This window comes from Pseudomonas chlororaphis (genome assembly GCF_001921865.1).
Taxonomy (GTDB): domain Bacteria; phylum Pseudomonadota; class Gammaproteobacteria; order Pseudomonadales; family Pseudomonadaceae; genus Aquipseudomonas; species Aquipseudomonas chlororaphis_D.
The window spans coordinates 80,737-104,218 of sequence record NZ_MSCT01000008.1 but is presented as its reverse complement, the minus strand read 5'-3'; the positions used below and the strand labels follow the sequence as shown (position 1 = coordinate 104,218).

The window sequence follows — 23,482 nt, the reverse complement described above, 5'->3', positions numbered from 1 at the left end:
TCCCTAGTCAACTCAATGCCCGAAATCAAGGCAAGCTAGACGCTTGTAGGCATTTTGAGCCTGGTAGACGTCTGAAATCAGAAAACAGCCACTAGTTAAGTCAAAAAAGCGTGCACAGTCAAATTTATGGCGCACTGGATTCGGATTAACTGAGGGGTTAATTAACCGAACAGATGGTAAACCTTTGCCGCGTTCTGTGCTTGATGGATCTGCGACATCTCGTCGACTATTGCCTGACGCTCCCCCGTCGTCACCTCCAGAAGCTGCCGATAGACCCCCAGCAGCTCCTGCAGATTCTCCCGTAGCGCAGCTTCATCTTCCGGAGATTCACTCAAGATGTCTTCCATGCAGGAACGGCAAGCCAGGTCCAACTGACCGATCGCTTCCCAATTACGCTCGGCCAAGGCGGCGACCAGTGCCTCACGGGTTTCTTCGATACGCTGCAATACAAGACTCATGGTGATCTCCTCAGAATTGCGGACCCGGCGCAGCGATGGCGTCCCAACCTTCCTTGACGGTCCGCAACAGCTCAGCGACCTCGTCGAGAATCTTTGGATCGGTCTTGATGTTCGCCTCGGTGAGACGCGTCATCATGTAGGTATACAAGTTGTCCAGTTCACCCAGGGTCTCCGCCGAGTTTTCCAGATCGAGCCCTTCGCGCAAGCCGCCGATGATGCCGATGGCCTTGCTGATGAACACACCCTTGCCGGGAATGTCCTTGCGCTCCATCGCACCTTTGGCCTGGGCAATACGATCCAGGCCACCCTCCATCAGCATCTGCACCAGACGATGGGGGCTGGCTTCGGAAGTCTGCGCCTGGCCACCAACCTTCTGGTATTGCCGAAGGGCTAACATCGGGTTCATGTCGTACCTCATCAAAACTCAAGGGTTTGTATAACCAGCGTATCGACGCTGCGTCAAAAAACTTTAGATCGAAAGCCAAAAGCCCGGAACGCTGCAAACGTCGCCGGGCTTTTGGCGCCTTGCATCGATCAGCCTTTCTGCTGCGCGGTCAACGCCTCGAACATGGAGGTAATGTTACTGGCCGTGGCTTTGAGCTTGCCTACCAGGGTATCCATGTCGTTGTACTTCTTGGTCAGTGTCGCCGTCAGGGTCTCGATACGACGATCCAGGGCCTCCTGGTCCGCGGCCAGCTTGGCCTTGGTCTTGTTCAGCGCAGTCGTACGCTGATCGAGAATGCCACCGGTCTGGGCAAAAGGCTCGATGGCCTTGTCCATGCGGTCCAGCAAGCCGTTGGTGCCTGTGAACAGGGTCTGCACTTCGCCACCGAGCTTCTTGTCGTTCATCGCCGCAGTGAACTTGGTGCTATCGAAGTCCAGAGCACCAGTCTTCTGGTTGGTGGTAATCCCCAACTGTGCCAGTACGGTCAGCTTGTCGCCCGCCCCCACTTCCGACAGCGGCGCACGAATAGCCGCCAGGATCGAGCGTGGCAGCGCGTCGCCAGTCAGTTGGGCTGCAACGGTCGGCTTACCGTTGTCATCGAGAGACGGCTTGGTCAACGCGGTAACGCTGTTGGCAACCGCGTTGTAGGCATCGACGAACTTCTGGATCGATGCTTTCAGGCCATCGGTGTTGGCCGCGACGGTGATGGTCGAGGTACCAGGAGCGACCAGGTTGAACGTCATCCCGGAAACTGCCTTGTCCACCGCGTTGCTCTTGCTGGTCAGGGCCATGCCGTCGATGGTGAAGTTGGCATCCACCGCCAACGCGCCAATCGCCCCAGCCGAAGTAGCGGTCATTGGAGAGCCCGAGGTCCCGACAACGTTGGTACCATCGATTTCCAGGCCGGCAATGCCGCTCAGGGAAATATCGGAGCCCGCGCCAGTCTTGGTCGAACCCACAACCAGACGCGACCCAAAGGAGTCGGTCACGATGTTCGCGCTGATACCGGCGCTCTTGAGCGAAGCGTCGGCGTTGATCGAGTCGCGCACCGACTGCAGGGTCGCGCCGGCTTTTACATCGAGATTGAAGTTAGTGCCACCTTGACTGATTTTCAAAGTACCAGTCGGAATAGCGCTTGTCGTACCGCCCGCAAAAGCAGCACTGGTCACTTTCGAGGAGGTCGCGAGATTACCGACCGAGACGACATAGTTGCCGTTGACCGCGGTATTGCCAGCGACCGCCGTCACGTACTTGGTATCGGAAGAAGTGGCTGCGTAGCCGGGGAACTGTGGATTGCTCTTGCTGCTGAGTTCGGTAATGGTGGTCCGAAAGGTCGACAACAGCGATTTCAAAGTGCCGATGCCGGAGATGCTTGCGGTGTTGGTCGCAGTTCCCCGGTCGATCTGACCTTGCTTGGCCGCTTTGTCAGCGTTCACCAAGGCTTTGACGATAGCACCGGTGTCGAGGCCGGAGCCTAGACCGGTACCCGGTAGAATTGGACTTGCCATGGAGATCTCCCTTCAGTGTGTCGCCGGTCTTTTGACCTTTACAACGCCCAAAAGAACATAGCAACAAATTTCATGCCAGCTGTCAGACTTTGGCACTGAACAACAGGCTGCTCGCATCATTCAAACTATTGGCCAACTTCAGGACTTCTTCGTTGGGGATCTGGCGGATCACCTCACCGGAGTCACTGGCAATGACTTTGACTACAACCTTGCCGGAGGGCTCGTCGATCGAGAACTCCAGGTTGCGCTTTACCGACTGTACAAACTTTTCAATTTCCGCGACGGCCATTTTCAGTTTGTCCTGCTCGGATTGTTGCGCTTGTTGATTCTCTTCTTTCTTGGCAGCCGATAGCGCCACGACGTCAGCTTGAGGCTTCTCCACCGGCTTTTCAGCAACAGGCGTCACTGGCTTGGCCGCTGGATAAGACAAGTTCAGCTTCACGCTCATATCCATGTCCATCACCTCTTAACGTAAAAAGCGAGAGAGCACGACTTGCGTACTCCCCCGCCCAAGCTTAGTCAGCTATTACTGAAGCAGTTTCAGTACAGCGGATGGCAGCTGGTTGGCCTGGGCCAGAACCGAAGTGGAAGCCTGTTGCAGAGTTTGCTGCTTGGTCAGCTGTGCAGTTTCAGCAGCGAAGTCGGTATCTTGTACGCGACCCAGTGCAGCACTGGCGTTTTCATTGATGTTCTGCAGGTTGGAGATGGTGCTGGTCAGACGGTTTTGTGCAGCACCGAGGTCAGCACGGCTGGCGTTGATGGTTTTCAGCGCGCCTTCGATCGCGGTAACAGCGGCCGAGAAGTTGGTTTCGGCAGTAGCACTGTCGGAACCGGCGATGGTGATAGCCGAACCCACACCCAGGGTGTTTGCGTCGAAGCTGGCGCTCAGGGTCATGGTGATCTGGTTGGTGCTGCCAGTGTTGGAGCCGACCTGGAAGGTCATGGTGCTGGCGGTACCGTCGAGCAGGTTCTTGCCGTTCAGGTTGGTACTGCCCGAAATACGGGTCAGTTCCGCGCTCATCTGCGAGAACTCTTTGTTCAGAGCGTCACGGTCGTCGGAGCTGTTGCTGTCGTTTCGCGACTGGACGGCCAGTTCACGCATACGCTGCAGAATGTTGGTTTGTTCCTGCATCGCGCCTTCAGCGGTCTGGGCGATGGAGATACCGTCGTTGGCGTTTTTGATCGCCATGGTCTGACCACGGATCTGCGAAGTCATGCGGGTAGCGATTTGCAGGCCGGCGGCGTCGTCTTTAGCGCTGTTGATTTTCAGACCGGAAGACAGACGAGTCATCGAAGTCGACAGTGCATCGGAAGCCTTGTTCAGGTTCTTCTGAACGCTCAACGATGTGACGTTGGTGTTTACGGTTAAAGCCATGACGAATTCCTCGTTGGTTGGATACTGCGGCTTCCGGCCCTGGCAACCGCCGGGTGTGGCCTAGAGAACCTTCGTAATAGTTATCGTCGCCATAGCAGGTTGCTTGAGGCTTTTTTGAAAAAAATTTACTAGCAGACGGCCACCCCTAATAAAACAAGGGTTTAACCCACAAAAAGCGATAAAAATGGCGCCAGAAAAACTGCCACCCCAAAACCGGGACAAAAAAAAGCGCCGCCGGCATGACCGGCAGCGCTTCTATATAAGCCCGAAACGTCAGTCGCGATGGATGATCGCCGAACCCCAGGACAAGCCGACACCAAAGCCGCTGAGGGCCACACGCTTCCAGGTGGAAGGCAGGACATGCCGCTCCAGCAGCAACGGAATGCTCGACGACACGGTATTGCCAGTCTCGACCATGTCCTTGATGAACTTCTCCGGCTCGCCCTCGAAACGCCGGGCCACTGCGTCGACAATCGCCGCGCTGCCCTGGTGGATGCAGAACGCGTCGATCTGGCTTTCCTCCAGCCCCGACTCTTCCAGCAGCTCGTGCAGGTGCGCTGGCACCTTCAACAAGGCGAAGTTGAAGACCTGGCGGCCGTTCATGAAGAACACCCCGTCGCTGACCTTCAGGTGCGGCGCCCCGGAACCGTCGGTGCCGAACTTGGCCTTGCCCAACTGCCAGGGCGCGCCGTCGGCCATCCAGGTCACAGTGGCCGCATCGCCAAACAGCATGGTGGTATTGCGGTCTTCGGGATCGACAATCTTCGAGTAAGGGTCGGCGGTCACCAGCAGGCCGTTTTTTAGGCCCGCAGCTTCCATGAAGCCTTTCATCGCGTACAGGCCGTAAACGTACCCGGAACAGCCCAGGGAAATATCGAAAGCGGCCACATGGGTCGGCAGGCCCAGCTTGTCCTGAACGATGGCGGCAGTGTGAGGCAAGCCTTCTTCGTCACCGTTTTGGGTCACGACAATCAACGCGTCGATAGCATCGCGCTGCAACTGCGGATTATTGGCGAACAAGGCATTCACCGCTTCCACACAAAGATCAGAGGTTTCCTGCGCAGCCTCTTTGCGCGGCAGGAATGCCGAACCGATCTTGCCCAGGATGAACTCTTCATCCTTGGCGAACTTGGCACCCTGAGCGTAGTTATCCACACCGGCAGTCGGCACGTAACTCGCTATGCTTTTTATGCCAATCATCATGGCTTCCCGATCATAAACTGCGACTAGGTTCACCCCGAAAAGCTCAGGGGCGCATCAAAAAGTTGATTTCCGGTGCAGACTTATCGCCCGCACTCAGGAACACAATACAGTGAAGATGCACTTTATGACCTATGCGTCACGCCGTTAAGCCCACGAATGCGATTTTTCATACCGGCTACGCATCCGGCTCAGTCTGGCAGCCGGATAGCGCACCCTTCCAAAAAGCCCGGATCGGTCAAGATTCCGTCGCACCGGAATTGATCTTGCAGGGCACAGCCGTCTGTAGAGATGCCCTCCTGATCGGCTGTCGTGACCGGGTGATCGGTACAGCTCAAGAGCTCAGCGGGCGGTCGAGGTTCCAGTCCACCATGCTATCGATGGACTCATCCAGCGAAGTCCAGACATCCAGGCCCAATGCTCGCGCCTTCTGGATATCGGGCACGTAGTAAGAAACCACAGAACTACCCTCCCCTGCCTTCGGCATGATGATGGGTGTTTGCGGCGCTACCCGAGCCACAACTCTGTGGGCCAGTTCGGCGATGCTGAGGCCCTGGTCGGACCCCACGTTGTAGGCATGTCCGCTCTGCCCTCGCACCAGCAGCGTCAACAGCCACGCCGCCAGATCGGCACCGTGCAGATAGCTGCGCACAGACAGGCCAGTCGACTGCATCACCAGCGCTTCCCGACCGATGGCATCCCTGATGAAGTTACCGATTGCAAAATGCGCGTCCAGAGGAAGCCCAGGCCCCGAGAAGGCAAAGCAGCGTGTCAGGATGCATTCCAACCCATGCCGATCCGCGTACAGCGCCGCCAACGTTTCCTGGGCCCGCTTGGCTTCGGCATAAGCGCTGCTGGCCAGAAGGCTGTTGCATGCAGACATATGGGTTTCTGGAACAGGTTGCGAGGAACTGATCGCGCCGTACTGCGCCCCCGTCCCGGTGAACAGAACACGCTTGGCCCCCGCCCTCACAGCCAGATCAAGTACATTGCGCGCCCCCTGCAAAATCGTATCGAAGATGCGCAACGGGTCGGCATGAGCCCCCGCCAGGGTATCGGTGGCAGCATGAATGACCATGTCGACCGGTCGCAGCTCAGGCACCTGAGGCAACGCCTGGACGTCACCTTGCAACCAGGTGATCCAGCCGCACTGACGGTATTGCGGATGCTCGCCGAGAAAGCGCTCAGGCGACCGGGACACCGCGGTGACCTCGATGCCCGCGCCTTCCCTGTTCAAAAAGGCAATCAGCGCCAGCAGCCATTTGCCAAAAAAACCCGTGCTCCCGGTAATCAGCAAATGCTTGCCGCGCAACTCTCGGCTGGCATCCAGGTGCTGGCTGATCCGTTGCAGATCGCGCAGCACCACCTGGGAATCCAACGTTACCTTCATGCTTTGTACACCCCTGCCAGCCTGAACGCAGGCGTCGTATTAAAGGAGATCGGTCCGCCAGGCTGTTGCGCCGCAACAGCCTGCAACGGGTTCACGGAGAGGGCGCGAATCAAGCCGGCAGCCAGATATCGCGCCAGGTTTTCAGATGCAAGCCGTCGAGTAGCCATCGGCTGCGAACGCACTGTTGCAGCGAGTCGCCCAGGCGTTGCGCCGCATCCAGATCCGCCATATGGGAGCGAATCGCGTCCATCCAGGGCGCCGCCCCATCCTTGACCAGAGTCACTGGTAAATCGCCGCGATGCGGCTCGAGGTCGCTGCCGATCACCGGGATACCTAACGCACCGAACTCCAACAACCGCTCGTGACTGCGGCAACGGTTCAACAAGGTGTTCTGCAGGGGCGCCAGGGCAAAATCGAGATTCAGCGAAGCCAGCCTCGCCGCATACCCCGCGTCTACGTCCGTATGGACCTCATGGACAAAAGCCCGCAAGTGAGTCGGACAATGGCCGATCAGCACCCAATGAACGTCATTGGCCAAGGCTTTTATGACATCGGCAATCAGCTCGAGGTCATCTGGCCGGGCTCCGCGTGCCGACAGGCCGACACGAGGCTTGTCGCCAGCCTGGCGTTTGCTGCTCAAGCCAATCCAAGGCTGCGGATCGAGGCGAGTCTTGAGGATCTGCACATCGGGATTGAAGCCCTCGAAAACCTCGGCAAGCATGTCGGAGGCAACCACCAGGCGATCCATGAAACCCAGGCCCTGTCGCAAGGCATCCAGTACCTGCGGGCCATGGTTTTCCCTGTTGAACCCGGGCATGGGCGTATCGGGCAGATAGCGATCCAGCTCATAAACCTTGAAGGCCTGGGAGAAAACCTTCATCCGGCGCATGGCCTCTATCTGCGCGCCTTCAACGTGCCGTTGCAGCACCACACTGTCTGGAGCGAAGCGGGCCAACTCCGCTACCGACATCAAGTCGCGAACAACAGCGCCGTCGATCAACCCCTCGCTACGCAAGGCATTGAACGGTTGAATAAGCCTCGACTGCCCATCGACGGCGCCTCTCGCAGGATGCGCCAGAATTTTGGGCGCAGAGGCTCCAGCGATCGAGAGCGGCAACGACCATGCGCTATCAGCGAGCTTGAAAGCGCCGCCAGCGGCCAGGGACAGGTTCTTGTTGTAGGCCGGATCCTGAGCCAGGACCGCCAGCCAGCGCTGGTACATCAGGTCGTCCTGGTCGGCGTTGGCCGCTGACACCTGCGGATCGCCGATAAACAGCCTGACCCTCGGCGTCCAGACGTTCATATAGCCGGCTTGAGAAAGCTTCAGGCAAAGGTCCGTGGGCGCCCAGGACGCCATCGTCTCATCGAAGCCGCCTGCTGCAACGAACAGTTCTCGACGCACCATCACGCACTGCTCAGCCACGGCGGAACAATCTTGATCGACCTGCAAACGCTGCATGTAACCAGGCTCATCGGGCCCATTCAGGAAGGGATCGCCCACCGCCGCGCCCAACCCCAACACCAAACCGGCATGACGGATCCTGCCGTCGCCGCCGAGCAGCTTGGCCCCCACGCACCCGACTTCAGGACGCATGGCGTGGTTGAGCAATTGCTGCAGCCAGTCCTTGCCGACTACACCGACGGTGGAGTCGAGGAACAACAGATAATCGCCACTGGCCTGGTTGCACGCATGATTACGAATCGCAATCGGCGACGCTTCAGCCTCGTACCTCAATACCTGCAGCTGGGCAACGCCCAACTGCTCGATACCGGACAACCAGTCCACCATCGCCGAGTCCTGGTTGCCGCGGTCCAGCAGCAAGACTTCGAAATGACTGTACGTGGTATTTTCCAACAGGCTGTCCATGCACAGTTGCGCCTGCGGGAGCTGGCCGTCGAGCAGAATCACAATGCTGACGCGCGGCGTTTGCGCATGGCCGTAATCAATCTGGTAGTGGCCAGGCTGAGGGGCGTTCACTTGAGCATGGTCATAACCACGCTGCTGCAAGTGTTGCGCGATGACCCCGCGCTCCTCGGCCAGGTCCTGGGCAGGCACAGCGTCGCTGATCAGCAACGGCTCGCTGATATGCCCAAGCCCCTCGACACCGCCGGATTCGATCAGGCGCAAAATGAACTGAAGCTCGAAGGCGTCCTGACAATCATCGGCAAAACCGCCCATCTCTTGCCACGTATCGCGCCGCAACAGCCAATGCCGGGAAAAACCTGCGGGGTAGCTGAGCAAGAGATCCAGGTTGAAATCGGGCCGAAGTGCCGCTTCGAAGCTGTTGTGGCCGACCCGGACGACTTCATCCGCGTAAACAGCCCGGTATTCGCCCATTTGCGCCAACTGCAACGAGGTCATCAACAGGCCGGCAGCGGTGAACTCCTCCCCCGCGTGAACCACGACCAACCAATCGCACGCGCTTTCGCGGACGAGCTGGTTAATCGCCTCGACGCAATTGTCGCCTGGCTTGAGGCCATGAGCTCCCGAACGACCAGGGCTGGCGTTGGACACGATCAACGGAACGGTCGAAACCGCCCCGCCCGCGCAGGCCGCCAGACTGTTCAGCGTGCGGGCTAGCAAATCGTTATGGCCCTGAAGATCGAGAACGACCACACCGATGTTCGGGACATGGCCTTGCGCAATAGCGGGGGCCGCCTGCAGTTGCCGGGCTGCCTGGTCTCGCGCTTCGAGCCGCTTGGCAACGCCGCGTTCAAGCTTGGCCTTTCTGGAGGTCAAGGCGGCGTTCTGCGTCGTCTCGATGAACAGATCGAGCGCCTTCCAGAAAGCGACTTCCTGCTTCTCCAGGCTTTCCCTCAACAAGGGCAACGTTTGCCGGGCGCGCTCGATTTCCTGGGACGAGGTTCCCCAGGCCACCCCGTAATTTCCAGTCTCTTCGGAAGAGAAATTCAACGGTGCGCCTTTACCCGGAATGACCACGCCGATACACCCACAGAGCGCGGCCTCCGCCGAAAGGGCCGTCGTCGCCGAGGAGTAAAAGAACTCGCTGGTCTGGAAGATCTCCACCAGCCCTTCCCAGGTATCCGGGTAACTGCCGGTAATCTCCACCGCGTCGGCGGGCAGGCTGTCTTTATCGATCCCCGACCCCGTGCGTCCCTGGTAGTAGCAGATCTTGCCCGGTATGCGCCGGGCCGGATCCTCAGGCAACGTGAAGACATTGAGGTCGATAGGCTGAAGAAACATCACATGCTCTTCAGGCATGCCCGGTAATAACAGCCCCTTGGTGAAGGCGAACATGATGTCGTCTTCGCCGTAGTTCTTGCCTCCGGCGAGGAACCCGGGCGTATTCAATAGATACCGGACCACGACGTCACCGCCCAGCGGATTGCCGCTGGTGACTTCCGGGTAAACGACGATCGGCTCCAGACCCTGTTGTTTATGCAAGGCAATCATTTGATTCGTCAGCGGTGGCGTCATCAGTTCCGGATTCAGAACATTCGCCACGATAAACGCTTCATACCCGGAGCGATTCAATACATCGCAGAGCATGTGCATGACCCGGATACCCGCGGAATTTCGTCGGTAGTCCGGCGCAAGAAGATAATAAGGATTGGGCCGTGGAGCATATAACGAACGAATCATGGACACACCCGATGCTGGATATTGCGAAAAAACCGTCTTCAAAAAACGCAACGCCCGAACAGACGCGGGCGTTGCACTACCTCAATAGAAGTACAGGGTGATGTCGTGAAGAATGTCTGCGTAGTGCCGAATGCCTACGCGATAATCCGGCCTGATCGACGTCACCGTATCGATCAACTTCCAGAAGTCGTCTGCCCGGTGATAGGCACAGACGGCCAATACCGGCTTTTCACGCCGAATAACCGCCGTCGCGCCAAGCAGCGCCCTCTCTTCCATGCCCTCGATGTCCAGCTTGAACAGCCCGACCTTGCCAGGCACCAGCTGTTCCAGCGGCACGCCCTGGATATAAGACGTTATGTTGCCGGGAATCGGCCCGGTCACTTCGCCCGCCAGGTTGCACGACAGCACCGGATCGTACTCGAAACGGCTGTAGTCGCTGTCCAGGCCCATGTTGAACAGCAGCACATGAGGCCGATCCGAAAAACGCTTCAGGGCCGCGTAGTAGGGAGCCATCTCCGGCTCGAACAGGTAAGCGCGTTCAACCGGACCGAAATGACGCTCCAGCGACGCCAGGGTGTCGCCATTGAAGGCACCGGCGTCGACAAAGTGACGCGCTTGTTCGGCACTGACAAAGGCGCTGTCGAAGTACTCGTCGGCGAACGGCGACTTGTGGGCGTCGGCCGGCTCGATCGACAGCGACATACGCATCTCGATCAGCCCGTTGAATGCCTGCCTGGATTGCTCATCGCCCAGGCGCAGGAAGGCCGACAGGTAGCGCAGGGGGCCTGCCAGGGTGTCATGGGGCAGGTTGGCGAACGTAGGCTCCGGGCCATGCGCCGAATCCGTCGCGTACAGGAACTCATGGAAGTTCACTACCCGAGCGCAACGATCCTTGATTTGCCGGATGATGTCGTTGCTGTAGCGGCCGCTGGCAACCACCACTACCGCGTCGGACAGGTCGATGGCCGTCGGGTGGAACACTTCGATGCCGTCCAGGCGTTGCCCGGCCTTCGCCGGATCGTTGTCCAGCAGGCCAGCCACGGTAATCCCCACGCGTCGCGCGTCGTTGACCACCGACTGGCCGATCCGGTGGGCGCCGAATACATGGATACCCTTGCTCATCGCGGCCAGCAGGCCGCGCTTGTGCTCGGCCAGGCGGGCCGCCTCGTCATGGCCTTCCAGCAGCCGATGCAGCGCGGGAAACTCCGGCAACCGCGCCAGCACCGCCAGGTCTTCCGGCCCGCGCAGCAAAACCGCGTCGACCGCCTCCGACAGGGGCGCCTGGCTCAGGCGTACGGGGACCGACACCCCGGAGGACAGCAGCAGCGTCTGGGTGCGGCCGGCCACCCATTGGCTTGTCGATTGCAATTCAAAATTCATCAGCGTCTCCAGCGTGAAAGTGGGGCGTCACCAGGTACTGCGCCCACCGTCGACAATAAGGTTGGCACCATTCATGTAACTTGATGCGTCGGAACAGAGGAACGCCAGCGCCCCGCGATACTCATCGACTTTGGCCATGCGCCCCATGGGAATCAGCTGGCTGAGCTTGCCCAGGAAAACATCGTTCTGCCCGGCGTATACCCCGCCCGGCGACAAGGCGTTGCAGCGCACGCCCTGCTCGCACCAGTAGGTGGCCAGGTATTTGGTCAGCCCGATCAGGCCGTGCTTGACCACCGAATAAGTCACCGGCTTGACCGGCTGCTCGTCCGCAGCCTTGCCCTCGACCCGGTACAGCCGCTGATCGGGAGCGATGACCCCCAGGTCCGAGGCGATATTGATGATCACCCCAGCGCCCTGCTCGGCCATGCGCGCACCGAAGACCTTGGCGCAATTGAAGGCGCCACCCAGGCCGACGTCGAGATCCTGGCGCCACTGCTCCCAGGGGAAGTGCTCCAGCCGCGAGAACTCCTTGCCATCGTTGCCTTCGACCTTGGGGTTGCGCGCGGCATTGTTGATCAGGATGTCGACCCGGCCATGCTGCTCCAGCACGGTGGCGCAGGCGGCGCTCACACTGTCGGCATCGGTGATGTCGACCGTCAGGCACAGCGCCTCGACGCCGAGTTCGTCATGCAACCGCGCACGATTGCCCGCCAGGGCCTCGGAGTTGATGTCCAGCAGCACCGCAATGCCGCCAAGATCGGCGACCGTCGCCGCATGCTGGTAACCCAGCATGCCGCCGCCGCCCGTGATGACCGCGACCCGGCCGTTCAGGTCGAACAGGTTGGACGTTGCGTTTTTCATGATCTGAGTTGTCCTCCGTCGACCACGTACGTGGCCCCGGTAATGAACGCCGCCAGCGGCGACGCCAGATAGGCTGCCAAGCGTGCGACGTCGCCTGGCGTGCCCAGGCACCCCAGGGCCACGTCCCTGGCCAGCATCGACTCGACCGCCCCGCGGTCCTGCTTGAGCTTGCGGTCCCAGACCGATCCCTCGAACAGAATGTTTCCCGGGGCGATGCTGTTGATCCGCACGCCCTGGCGCCCGAAGGCCCGCGCGCCATTGCGCACATAGCTTTCCAGGGCGGCCTTGGCGGCGGCGTATGGCACGGGGCAGCCGAGCGCCTCGATACCGCAGATGGAAGAGATGCAGATGACGTTACCCTTGCTGGCCGCCAATGCGTCGGTGGCCGCCCATACGGCGTTGGTCGTCGAATGCAGGTTGATGTCCAGCACGCGCTGCCATTCGCTCGGGTGCTCCTGGCCGGGCGGCACGGAAGCGCCGCTGCCGACATTGCACACCAGGATGTCGAGCCGACCGTGAACCGCTATGACTTCGGCGATCATCGCCTGGCAGGCCGCCGGCTCGCGCACGTCGGCCAGCACCGATTGCGCGCCAGGCAGTTGGGCCTGCGCCGCACGCAGGCGCTCGGGGTCACGGCCATTGAGCACCACCTGGCAACCCTCTTCGGCCAGTTGGCGGGCAATGGCCAGCCCGATGCCCGAAGAGGAACCGGTGACCAGGGCCACCTTGCCGCCAAGCTCAAGATTCATGGGTGTTCCACCAAGCCTGGGTCATGTCGCGGTAGCGAGCGACAGCCCCCGCATGGTCGCCATCGTCGGCCCGCGCCGTCTGCAAGATGAAATGGCCGGTATAGCCAGTCTTGTGCAGTGCCGCGAACACTTGGTCGAAGTCGGCGTTGCCGGTCCCCAGGGGCACGGTAGTGCCGGCCAGGACCCGATCCTTGACATGCACGTTGTAGATCCGCGCCCCATAGGCAGCAATTTCTTCCGTCGCGCAATAGCCCAAGGCGGCGCTGTTGCCGATGTCGTAGTTGATACCGAAGGCATCGGCGGGAAAACGAGCGATGAAACGCGCCAGGCGCTCGGCAGAGAAATCGGACTCGAACACGATCTTCAAGCCGCCCTCGACCAAGCGCTCGCGCAGCGGCAGCAGGCCTTCGAGCAAGGCCGCTTCCTCTTCCGGGCAGGTCAGCGAACCGTTATCGACCAGCGGGATCAGTACATAGACGATGCCGACGCTCTGGGCGGCATCCAGAATCGCCTCCAGGTCTTGCAGCAGGCTGGCCCGCTCCGCGCCCTGGGCCTTGTAGAAAGGCGCCTGCATAAAGCAATCGCCAGTCAGCGAAAGGACGCGCAGCCCATGGGCCTGGCTCAACTGGTTGATACGCTGGCGTCCGGCCTCGGTCATCAGCGGGTTTTCGTACAACCGCTCCTGATCCAGGGTCCACTCCATCAAGCGTACGCCGAGGCCTTGCGCGACCTCGAATTCCGAGGCCCAGTCGCGCCAGGGAAACGCCTGGATCTTTCCATCCACCCGATCGCACAGGCGGCCTTGCATAAAGCCGATTTCCATCACAACCCCTTGGCCGACCAGCCGCCGTCGACATGCAGATCGGTACCCGTGACATAGCTGCTGGCGGGCGAGGCGAGAAACACCGCCGCGCCTGCCAGTTCCTCGACCCTGCCCCAGCGCCCGAGCATCGTGCGCCCGGCGCGGGCCGCGTTCAGCTGCGGATCGCTGTAGCTACCGTGAGTCATCGCCGTATGCACATAGCCCGGTACGATGTTGTTCACCCGGATGCCCTGGCTGCCCAGGTCGAGCGCCAATGCGCGGGTCATCGCCGCCAGCCCGCCCTTGGACGCGACATAACCGGGGTTGCCGGGAAAACCCAGCCCGGCGCCAATGCTGGTGACGTTGATGATCGACCCTCGCCCGTGGCGCTGCATGTGCGGCACGGCCGCGAGGCAGCAGGCGTAGGCCGCCGTCAGGTTCAGTTCCAGGGTGCGCTGGAAGCTGACCATCGGATCGGCGTCCGGGGTGCCCGGCAAGGTGATGCCCGCGGCATTCACCAGGATGTCGAAACGACCATGGCACTCGGCGATTTCGGCCAGCAGCGCCTTCACCTCGCCGGCCTCGCGCGCGTCGCACGGTCGATACTGGAAGGCGCCAGGCGCCTGTGTCTCAGCCGAGCGGCCAATGCCGTAGACGATGGCACCGGCCTCGCCCAGGCCATTGGCGATGGCCGCGCCGATTCCGCGAGATGCGCCGGTCACCAGGGCGACCTGGCCATCGAGCCGGAAGCTATCGAGTACATTCATGCTCATGCTCCTTGCGCGTCCAGGGGCCAGTTCTGGGCGAACTCTTCACGCGAAAGGAAGGGATACAGATCCTCCAGGGCACCCGATTCGGGCTTGCCCTGGGCGTTGATACGGGTCATCACCCGCGGAATGCGCGGTTCTTCAACCTGGACCATCACCTCACAGACCACCGGGCCTTCGCGGTCGAGCACTTCGCGCAGGCGGGCGTCGAGGTTGGCGTGCCCCTCGATCAAGGCATAACCCACGCCATAGGCCTCGGCCAGCTGACGCAAGTTCGGCAGCTGCAGGCCGCTCTCGGCGTCGGCCCCCACCAGCAGCTTGAAGTGCGCGCTCTGCGAGGTGCGGATGGACGCGTAGCCCTGGTTGTTGACCACAAAGCATTTGACCGGCAGGCGCTGCGCGGCCAGGGTCGCCAGCTCCTGCACGTTCATCTGCAGGCCGCCGTCGCCTTCCACGCAGATCGTCTGCCGACGGCCCGAGGCCAGGCAGGCGCCGATGGCCGATGGCACACCGAAGCCCATGGAGCCGGTCCCGCGGTTATGGAAGCAGCGCTGGTGTTTCTTCATCCGCAGGCTCAACAGGAACAGCTCGGCGGCGAACCCCGAACTGCAAGGCGCGATCACATCGCCCTCGCCAAGCAGCTCGGACAGCCGATCGGTGAAGTGGTACATGCTCACACCCTGGCTGTCGTCGGCGTGCTCGGGCTGCAGCAGCGGATAACGCTGGCGCCAGTCGGCGATCTGCGCGAGCCACGCCGAATAGTCCGGGAGAGGCTCGGCGGCGACGCCGGCGACCAGCGCCTCGATGAACGGCTTGACGTCCGCCACCACCGGCACCTCGATTGGCATTTGCAGCTTGGCAATTTCCGCCGCGTCGATGTCGACCACCACTTTCTTGGCGAAGGGGGCGAAATGCGCATGGTTGTAGGCGGTCAGCGCCATGTCCAGGCGCGAGCCCAGCACGATCAGCAGGTCGCAATTCTGCAGGGTGAAGTTGGCCCAGCGCGGCGCGATCGAACCCGGGCGTCCGCCGTAAAGCGGGTGCTCGTCCTCGATCACATCCATGGCCAGCCACGTCGGCATGATCGGCACGCCTGCGCCTTCGACCAACGCATTGAAGGCATCGATGGCCCCGGCCATGCGAATGCCGCTACCGGCGATGATGCCTGGACGCTTGGCGCTCTTGAGCAGTTCCAGGGTACGGGCGACCGCCGCGCTGATGTCAGGCGCGGCGACGGGCGCGGGCAATGTTGCCCGACGCAACGCCTGGGGATCGATTTGCGCGGCTTGTACGTCAAGGGGCACATCCAGCCAGACCGGCCCGCGACGACCGTTGAATGCGGCGTATTCCAGTTCGTCGAACACCTCGGCGACCGCTTCGGGGTCGGTGAGCGTCACCGCCCGCTTGGTGATCGAGGAGACCATGGACACAATATCGGCCTCTTGCACGCCCAGCATGCGCAAGCCGGTGCCGGCCTTCAGGTCGGCGGTTTTGACTTGCCCGGAAATGAAGAATACCGGGGTGGAGTCCAGCCACGCGCCGAGGGTCGCCGTGACGGCGTTGGTCGCGCCCGGGCCGCAGGTCGTCATGCAGGCACTCGCGCCACCGGTCAATTTGCCAGCGGCCTCGGCGGCGATTCCGCACGCCTGCTCCTGAAGGCAAAGGATCGGCTCCAGGTCGGGGTGGCGCCCCAGCGCGTCATTCAAATGCATGGCGCCACCGCCCGGCAGGAAGAACACCTGCTTGATGCCCAACTCCGCCAGCCGATTCATGATGTAGTCAGCTACGCGCATTGTGTTACTCATCGTTGAAACTCCATCCCGTTCGCGGAGCACTCGGCTCAATTCAATGTGTTGAGAAACTCCAGCGCCGACCAGAAACCGGCGCCGTGATCCTTATGCCCCTGCCAGACCTCAGGGATGAAACTCACGGTTGGATACCCCTTGAGCTGGGCCCAGGTCGCCGGCCAGTCGACATCGCCGGTGCCCATGATCACGCCCTCGCCATTGGCCCCTTTGGCATCGGCCACGTGCAGGTGCGCCGAATGCGGCAGCAGCAGCGCCAGGGCCGCCTGGAAGTCCAGGCCGAAGTGGAAGCAGGCCATCTGCAGGTGCGAGAGATCCAGGCACAGGCGCAGGCCGAGGGCCTTGGCCTGCTCGGCCAGCTCGTCCGGCATCATGAAAATGTTCTGGTGGCGCTGCCCGCCGAAGTGCCAGGGGAACGGCGCCATGTTTTGCGGAATCAGCTCGGTGCGGCCGAAGTCGACCTGCGCGCAGGACTCCTGGAAACGCCGGTACAGCTCGGCCCGATGAGCGATGGGGAACGGCGCGTCGGCGGAGAAACCGCCAATGTTGGCGACGATCAGCAACGAGTCGGCGTTGGGGAAGAACTCGGCGATCTGCAAAGTAGCGTCGACCACCCGTTGCAGGTTGACGATCGAGCGCTGGCGGTACTCCAGGTCATCGGCCACCAGGTCCAGCAGCTCGCTGTTCTCGAACAGCTCCGGGGCATGCACCACCAGGCGCGAGCATTCGACCTGGCGCAGGTACGGCTGCGGCGCCACGCTCAGATCGCGGTAGGACAAGTGGAACTCGAACAGGTCGGGCTTGATCCACTGCTGGTATTGCAGGAAGTCGTGGTAGCGCACCGGTACGCCCCAGAGGATCGGCATGGCGAACTCGCGACGCACTTCGGCCTGCTCGGTGAGGTCGCTGTCGAACAGGAAGTCGCCCTGGGCGATGCCCCGCCCGGCCTGCTTGCCCAGCAGGTCGTTGAGCCGGTACGGCGCCAGGCCCTGGCCGGGGCTGGCCACCCGCAGCATGTCCTGGGTGAAGGTTTCACCGGCAGCGATGGCCCGGGCGGCGATCACGCTCTTGCCGAGGTTTTCCCGGTTAAGCAGCTCGCCCTGGCTGGCATGCCGCCCGGGACCGGTCCAGGGCAGCGCCCTCTCGACCTGGCGAATCCCGTCCACCAGCTGGCGGAACTCCTGGGGTTCGAGGCTGGCCAGGTGGTCGGGGCCTTCCATGCCGCGATCGAGGGTGATGTGGCGCTCGATCAGTTTGGCGCCCAGGGCGACCGCGGCGATGCTGATGGCGGTGCCGCGCTCATGGCCCGAATAGCCGATCAGGCCATGCAGTTCGCGCAGGCGCGCCAGGTAGCCGAGCTGGATATCGCTCTCGGGCGCCGGGTACGTGCTGTTGCAGTGCAGCAGGGCGAAAGGCACGCCGAGGCCGCGCAATTGCTCGATGGCGCGCTCGATCTCATGCTCCAGGGACATGCCGGTGGAGAGGATCAGCGGCTTGCCCAGGGAGGCCGCCTTGGCGATCAGATAAGGGTTGCACAGGTCCGCCGAGGCGATTTTCAACGCCGGGACGTCAAAGCCCGCGAGCACGTCGACGCTTGGTTCGTCCCAGGGCGTGCACATGTAGCTGATGCCTTTTTCTGCGCAGTAGCCGCGAATCTGCCGATGCTCGTCGACGCTCAGTTCGACCTTGTCCAGCAGGTCCTGGATGTACTCCACCCCCAGGTCCTCGGCGCGCGATCCATCGGCCTTGCGGCGGTACAGTGCATCGCGGTTGCGCAGCTGGAACTTGACGCAGTCGGCACCCGCCTCGATCGAGGCGTCCACCAGTTGCCTGGCCAGCTCCAGGGAGCCGTTGTGATTGTTGCCCACCTCGGCAATGACGAAGGTATGGTCGCCACCGACGGTCGTGCCGTCGATGCTGAAAACGTGCTCATTCATTGAATTTTGGTCCGCCAGGAAGTGACGCCGTTGGATTCGAATCGGAAATCGGTGGTGCGGCAGCCAAGCTCGCGGACCTTTTCGGTCACCGCGTGGCGGTGCTGGGGTTGCACGAAGAACAGGAAGAAACCGCCGCCCCCCGCGCCCAGCAGCTTGCCACCCAGGGCTCCGGCGCTCAGCGCGCACTCATAGATCTGGTCGAGCACGCCATCGCTGACGGCCCGGGAAAATTGTCGTTTGAGCATCCAGCCCTGATGCAGGCAGCGGCCGAAATCGTGCAGCTCCCCACGGATCAGGTGGTGGTGCATCTGCCGGCACAGGGACACGCTCTCGGTCAGCAGCAACCCTTGCTCCTGCTTGCTTTGCATTTCCACCCGCTGCTGATCATGCAGCTTGCCGGAGTCATGGGAGATCCGCGTGTCGCACAGCACCAGGCACTCTTCGAGCTCGTTGCAGATCGCGTCTTCCAGGCGGATCGGGTGCACCAGGTTGCGCCCTTCCTTGAACTCGATCAGGTTGAAACCGCCGAACGCCGAGGCGTACTGGTCCTGCCAGCCGCCGGCGATACCGAAGCACAGGCGCTCGGACTGGAAGGCCAGTTCGGCGACTTCATAGGTGCTCCAGCGGTCGCGGCGCAGCTCGTTGAAGGCCGCAATCACGGCCGTGGCCACCGCCGAGGAGCCGCCCAGGCCGGAGCCCACCGGGAAGTCGGAACGCACATACAGGTCCAGGCCATAGTTGGGCTTGATCACCGACACGATGGTGGCCAGCAGGCCCTTGCCGGCGTGGGCCAGCAGGGCGTCCACCGACTCGTACTGTTCTTCGGTGCCCAGGTCTTCGGAGAAAATGCGGATCACCTCGTCGGTGCGCGGAATCAGCGTGGCATGGGAATACAGGCCCACGGTGCAACTGAGCACCGCCGCCGGGTTCTCGACAAAGTAATAGGTCAGGTCCGAACCGCCGCCGCTGAAACTCATGCGTACCGGCGCCCGGGCCCGGGCCAGCACCGGTACTTCCTGGTTGGCCGCCAGCAACGCCGGGGTGACCACATCCACCAGCAAACCCTGGCTGTCCACCACCGGGATCGCGTTGTAGCTGAGGTCGAAGATCTTGAGCATTTCCTCGCGCGCGGCACCGACTTTCACCGAGCGGTACTGGGTGTTCATGCACGCGGTGACCGGCACGGTGGTGGCCCCGCCTTGCAGCAGGTAGCGACGCAGGTCGCCGTTGGTCAGTACCCCCACCAGGCGCTTGCCGTCGTCGACCACGAAGACGATCTGCAAGTCTCCCGATTCGATGCACTCGACCGCCTCGAGGATGGTCTGGTGGGTATAAATCGTCTGGGTTTGCACCAATGGATTCATGGCTTCCCGACCTCTTGCACGCTGGACTTGAAAGCACTCAACGAGTCGGGCGTGCCAATATCGATGAACGGCCCGCTGTACTGGACCACGTGTAACCGCTGCCGATCGATCAGGCGCGGCAGGATCAGTTGTTCCATGGAACAGGCCTGCAACTCGAACTGGTCCAGCGCCTGGGCGGCAAAGCCATAGACGCCGGCATTCACCAGCCCCGGCCCGCCGGCGCCCTTCTCGTTCAGGGCCAGCAGGCGCTGGTCCGGCGCACAAGCGAGGCTGCCGTAGCGCGAGCGGTCCTCGACCATCGCCCCGAGCACGCAGTCCGCTGCGGCGCCCAGGGCCAGGCGATAGGCCTGCTGGTCCAGGTAGGTATCGGCGTTGAGCACCAGGTAACGCCCCTCGGCCGGCACCTCGCGCAGCGCCTGCAATACCGCGCCGCCGGTGCCCATGGGTTGTTCCTCCACTACCAGGCGCAGCTTCAGGCCGCTCTGCGCGGCCAGCGCCGGCAGCAGTTCGGCCAGTTGGTCGGCGCGGTAATGGGCGCACAGCACTGCTTCGTCGAGCCCGGCCTGCTTGAGTTGCTCCAGCACCAGCCCCAGGAACGGGCGGCCGTGCACATCGACCACGGCCTTTTGCGAGCCTTGCAACACGCTGCTCAAGCGCGTTCCAAAACCACCGCAGAGGATGTAGGCACGCATCAGCCGGCCACCCCGAAGAACTGCTCGAGACAACGCGCCGCGTGAGCCAGGTGCTCTTCGCCGAGGCCCGGCCAGACGCCGATCCAGAAGGTGTCGTTCATGATCTTGTCGGTGACCGTCAGCTCGCCGCTGATCCGGTAATTGCGCCCGAGCATGTAGGGCTGGCGCACCAGGTTGCCGGCGAACAGCAACCGCGTGCCGACGTTCTGGCTGTCCAGGTATTGCAGCAGCTCGACCCGCTTGATCCCGCAGCCGTCGCGCAGGGTCACCGGGAAGCCGAACCAGGACGGATCGCTGTCGGCGGTGGCCTCGGGCAGGATGAGGAAGTCCGCGCAACCGGCCAGGCGCTCGCTGAGCCACTGGAAGTTGCGCTTGCGCGCCGCGGTGAAGTCTTCCAGCCGGTCCATCTGCGCCAGGGCGCAGGCCGCCTGCATGTCAGTGATCTTGAGGTTATAACCCAGGTGCGAATAGGTGTACTTGTGGTCGTAGCCTTCGGGCAGCTCGCCCATCTGCTTGCAGAAACGCTGCTTGCAGGTGTTGTCCTGGCCGGGGGCGCAATAGCAGTCGCGACCCCAGTCGCGGAAGGATTCCATGATCCGCTTGAGCAACGGATTGTTGGTGAACACCGCCCCGCCCTCGCCCATGGTGATGTGGTGCGCCGGGTAGAAGCTCAGGGTGCCGATATCGCCGAAGGTCCCCACTAACTGGCCCTTGTAGGTCGAACCCAGGGCATCGCAGCAATCCTCGATCAGCCACAGTTTGTACTTGTCGCACAGGGCCCGGACCACACTCAGGTCGTAGGGGTTGCCCAGGGTATGGGCAAGCATGATGGCCTTGGTCTTGGGCCCGATGGCGGCTTCGATCTTGCTCGGGTCGATGTTGTAGGTCGGCAGTTCGACATCGACGAACACCGGCACCGCACCGAATTGCACGATCGGGTTGACCGTGGTCGGGAAGCCAGCCGCGACGCCGATCACTTCGTCGCCGGGCTTGATCGCCCGATCCCCCAGGCGTGGCGACGTCAGGGCGGAAAACGCCAGCAGGTTGGCCGACGAACCCGAGTTGGTGGTCAGCACGCAACGCCGCCCGAGGTATTTGGCCAGGCGTTTTTCAAAGGCGTCGTTGAAACGCCCGGTGGTCAACCAGCCGTCGAGCACCGCTTCGGTCATCGATTGCAGCTCGCCGGCGCCGATCACCTTGCCCGCTGGCGGCACGGCGCTCTGCCCGGCCACGAAGACTTGCGGAGCCATCTGCAACTGCGCATAACGCCCAACCAATTCGACAATTTGTTGGCGTAACTGCTGCGAAGTACTTTCACTCATGGGTATCGCCTTGATAGTCCGCGATCTGCTTGCGGGTAAAGGTGTGCATATCGGTGCCCTGCTGCCAGGCCAGGTGCCAGGCCAGGGTGCGTTCCAGGGTGGTGGCCAGCGACCAGCGCGGGGTCCAGCCCAGTTCCTCCCGGGCCTTGCTCGAATCCAGGGCCAGCAGGCCGGCTTCATGGGGCTGCGCCTGTGGGTCGACCGACCAGCGCGCCGGACCGGGCCAGCGCTCGGCGAGCTGGCTGACGATGGCCTGTACCGTGGCGACGTTGTCGCTGTCGGGGCCGAAGTTCCAGGCGCCGGCGTATTGCTCGGGGTTCTCGAACAAGGCCTTGGCCAGCATCAGGTAGCCCAGCAGCGGCTCCAGGGCGTGTTGCCACGGACGGGTCGCCTCGGGGTAGCGCAGGACCACTTCCTCGCCCTGCTGCCAGGCATGGAAGATGTCCGGCACCAGGCGCTCGGGGGACCAGTCACCGCCGCCGATCACATTGCCCGCCCGGGCGGTGGCCAGGGCCGTGCCGCCGGCCCGCAGGAACGAGTCGCGGTAGGACGCGCAGAGCAATTCGACGCAGGCCTTGCTGTTGCTGTAGGGGTCGAAGCCGCCCAGGGCGTCGTACTCGCGATAAGGCAGCACCCACTCGCGGTTCTCGTAGCACTTGTCGGTGGTGATCACCACCACCGAACGCACGCCAGGGCAGCGGCGCAGCGCTTCGAGCAGGTTTACCGTGCCCATGACGTTGGTGGCGTAGGTGTCCACCGGGGTGCGATAGGCCTCACGGACCAGGGGCTGCGCCGCAAGGTGGAAAACCACCTCGGGCTGAAAGTCCTGCAACGACCGGGTGAGGGCCTCGAGGTCGCGGATGTCCGCCAGGTCGCCGTCGATCAGGCGCTCCAGGCCAGCCACCTGCCACAGCGCCGGCTGGGTAGCAGCAGGCAAGGCGAAACCACGGACGTCGGCCCCCAGTTCGCGCAGCCACAACGCCAGCCAGCCGCCCTTGAAGCCGGTGTGCCCGGTAAGGAAGACCTTCTTGCCCGACCAGAATCCGTTCAACTCCAGAGTTTCCATTCCGCGCGGCCACTGCTCCAGCGCTCCTCGAGCAGTACCCGGTCGCGCAAGGTGTCCATCGGCTGCCAGAAACCGCGATGCAGATGGCTCATCAACTGCCCATCGCGGGCCAGGTTGCGCATGGGTTCGTATTCCCAGGTGGTGGTGTAGTCGTCGATGTAGTCGATCACCCCCGGTTCCATGACAAAAAAGCCGCCATTGATCCAGCCGCCATCGCCCTGGGGTTTTTCCTGGAAGCCACGCACGCTGGAGCCTTCCAGCTCCATGGCGCCGAAGCGGCCCGGCGGTTGTACGGTGGTCACGGTAGCGAGCTTGCCGTGCTCGCGGTGGAAGGCGATCAGTTCGGGAATGTTCACGTCCGACACGCCGTCGCCGTAGGTGAAGCAGAAGGTTTCGTCACCCAGGTAATCGCGCACGCGCTTCAGGCGCCCGCCGGTCCCCGTGGACTCCCCGGTATCCACCAGGGTCACGCGCCAGGGTTCGGCGTGGCGCTGGTGGATGTGCATGCTGTTTTCCGCCATGTCGAAGGTCACATCCGACATGTGCAGGAAGTAGTTGGCGAAGTATTCCTTGATGATGTAGCCCTTGTAGCCAAGGCAGACCACAAAGTCGTTGATGCCGTAGTGAGAGTAGATTTTCATGATGTGCCAGATGATTGGCTTGCCGCCAATCTCGATCATCGGCTTGGGCTTGAGGTGTGACTCCTCACTGATGCGAGTACCCAATCCTCCCGCCAGAATTACTGCCTTCATGCGCT

Annotated in this window: 20 protein-coding genes; all 20 read right to left on the bottom strand. The window is 62.1% G+C overall.

Features of this window, described 5'->3' with window-relative positions:
- Positions 1–161: 161 nt before the first annotated feature.
- The 20 genes from fliT to rfbF all read right to left on the bottom strand — a co-directional run bounded on the left by fliT (position 162) and on the right by rfbF (position 23,477).
- The gene (gene fliT / locus BTN82_RS07665; RefSeq protein WP_075118555.1) at positions 162–458 is read right to left on the bottom strand and encodes a flagellar protein FliT; all 297 of its coding nucleotides are present in this window, start codon (positions 456–458) and stop codon (positions 162–164) included.
- Positions 459–468: 10 nt separating this feature from the next.
- A complete protein-coding gene (gene fliS / locus BTN82_RS07660) occupies positions 469–864 on the bottom strand; it encodes a flagellar export chaperone FliS (RefSeq protein ID WP_075118554.1) in 396 nt (131 codons plus the stop codon).
- A 128-nt stretch (positions 865–992) separates the two neighbouring features.
- Positions 993–2,411 carry a flagellar filament capping protein FliD gene (fliD, locus tag BTN82_RS07655; protein WP_075118553.1) on the bottom strand — a complete coding sequence of 473 codons (1,419 nt, stop codon included), beginning with the start codon at positions 2,409–2,411 and terminating at the stop codon, positions 993–995.
- Positions 2,412–2,493: 82 nt separating this feature from the next.
- The gene (locus tag BTN82_RS07650; protein WP_075118552.1) at positions 2,494–2,865 is read right to left on the bottom strand and encodes a flagellar protein FlaG; all 372 of its coding nucleotides are present in this window, start codon (positions 2,863–2,865) and stop codon (positions 2,494–2,496) included.
- Between the two features lie 72 nt (positions 2,866–2,937).
- Complete coding sequence (locus BTN82_RS07645; RefSeq protein ID WP_075118551.1) at positions 2,938–3,786, bottom strand: flagellin domain-containing protein; 849 nt, start codon at positions 3,784–3,786, stop codon at positions 2,938–2,940.
- Between the two features lie 273 nt (positions 3,787–4,059).
- On the bottom strand, positions 4,060–4,986 hold the full coding sequence (locus BTN82_RS07640) for a ketoacyl-ACP synthase III (protein WP_075118963.1): 927 nt from the start codon (positions 4,984–4,986) through the stop codon (positions 4,060–4,062).
- A gap of 334 nt (positions 4,987–5,320) precedes the next feature.
- Positions 5,321–6,376 carry an NAD-dependent epimerase/dehydratase family protein gene (locus tag BTN82_RS07635; RefSeq protein ID WP_081375430.1) on the bottom strand — a complete coding sequence of 352 codons (1,056 nt, stop codon included), beginning with the start codon at positions 6,374–6,376 and terminating at the stop codon, positions 5,321–5,323.
- Positions 6,377–6,485: 109 nt separating this feature from the next.
- Complete coding sequence (locus BTN82_RS07630) at positions 6,486–9,980, bottom strand: glycosyltransferase (protein ID WP_075118550.1); 3,495 nt, start codon at positions 9,978–9,980, stop codon at positions 6,486–6,488.
- A gap of 81 nt (positions 9,981–10,061) precedes the next feature.
- Positions 10,062–11,360: a hypothetical protein gene (locus BTN82_RS07625; protein ID WP_075118549.1), complete on the bottom strand. Its 1,299-nt coding sequence runs from the start codon at positions 11,358–11,360 to the stop codon at positions 10,062–10,064.
- Positions 11,361–11,387: 27 nt separating this feature from the next.
- Complete coding sequence (locus BTN82_RS07620) at positions 11,388–12,221, bottom strand: SDR family oxidoreductase (RefSeq protein ID WP_075118548.1); 834 nt, start codon at positions 12,219–12,221, stop codon at positions 11,388–11,390.
- Entirely contained in the window at positions 12,218–12,970 is a 753-nt protein-coding gene (locus BTN82_RS07615; RefSeq protein ID WP_075118547.1) for an SDR family NAD(P)-dependent oxidoreductase, read from the bottom strand. The genes BTN82_RS07620 and BTN82_RS07615 overlap by 4 nt, the downstream gene beginning before the upstream one ends.
- Positions 12,960–13,793: a sugar phosphate isomerase/epimerase family protein gene (locus BTN82_RS07610; RefSeq protein ID WP_075118546.1), complete on the bottom strand. Its 834-nt coding sequence runs from the start codon at positions 13,791–13,793 to the stop codon at positions 12,960–12,962. The genes BTN82_RS07615 and BTN82_RS07610 overlap by 11 nt, the downstream gene beginning before the upstream one ends.
- Positions 13,793–14,539, bottom strand: coding sequence for an SDR family NAD(P)-dependent oxidoreductase (locus BTN82_RS07605; protein WP_075118545.1), 747 nt, complete (start codon positions 14,537–14,539; stop codon positions 13,793–13,795). Before BTN82_RS07605 ends, BTN82_RS07610 begins: the two co-directional genes overlap by 1 nt.
- 2 nt (positions 14,540–14,541) lie before the next feature.
- On the bottom strand, positions 14,542–16,344 hold the full coding sequence (locus tag BTN82_RS07600) for a thiamine pyrophosphate-binding protein (protein WP_261792941.1): 1,803 nt from the start codon (positions 16,342–16,344) through the stop codon (positions 14,542–14,544).
- 35 nt (positions 16,345–16,379) lie between these two features.
- Entirely contained in the window at positions 16,380–18,281 is a 1,902-nt protein-coding gene (locus tag BTN82_RS07595; RefSeq protein ID WP_075118543.1) for an N-acetylneuraminate synthase family protein, read from the bottom strand.
- The gene (locus BTN82_RS07590) at positions 18,278–19,645 is read right to left on the bottom strand and encodes a CBS domain-containing protein (protein WP_075118542.1); all 1,368 of its coding nucleotides are present in this window, start codon (positions 19,643–19,645) and stop codon (positions 18,278–18,280) included. The genes BTN82_RS07595 and BTN82_RS07590 overlap by 4 nt, the downstream gene beginning before the upstream one ends.
- Positions 19,642–20,337 (bottom strand): sugar phosphate nucleotidyltransferase, encoded by a 696-nt coding sequence (locus tag BTN82_RS07585; protein ID WP_075118541.1) that lies wholly within the window; start codon positions 20,335–20,337, stop codon positions 19,642–19,644. The genes BTN82_RS07590 and BTN82_RS07585 overlap by 4 nt, the downstream gene beginning before the upstream one ends.
- Positions 20,337–21,659 carry a lipopolysaccharide biosynthesis protein RfbH gene (gene rfbH / locus BTN82_RS07580; protein ID WP_075118540.1) on the bottom strand — a complete coding sequence of 441 codons (1,323 nt, stop codon included), beginning with the start codon at positions 21,657–21,659 and terminating at the stop codon, positions 20,337–20,339. Before rfbH ends, BTN82_RS07585 begins: the two co-directional genes overlap by 1 nt.
- Entirely contained in the window at positions 21,652–22,725 is a 1,074-nt protein-coding gene (gene rfbG, locus BTN82_RS07575; protein WP_075118539.1) for a CDP-glucose 4,6-dehydratase, read from the bottom strand. The genes rfbH and rfbG overlap by 8 nt, the downstream gene beginning before the upstream one ends.
- Positions 22,707–23,477, bottom strand: a complete 771-nt coding sequence (gene rfbF, locus BTN82_RS07570; RefSeq protein ID WP_075118538.1) for a glucose-1-phosphate cytidylyltransferase — start codon at positions 23,475–23,477, stop codon at positions 22,707–22,709. The genes rfbG and rfbF overlap by 19 nt, the downstream gene beginning before the upstream one ends.
- Positions 23,478–23,482 lie beyond the last annotated feature (5 nt).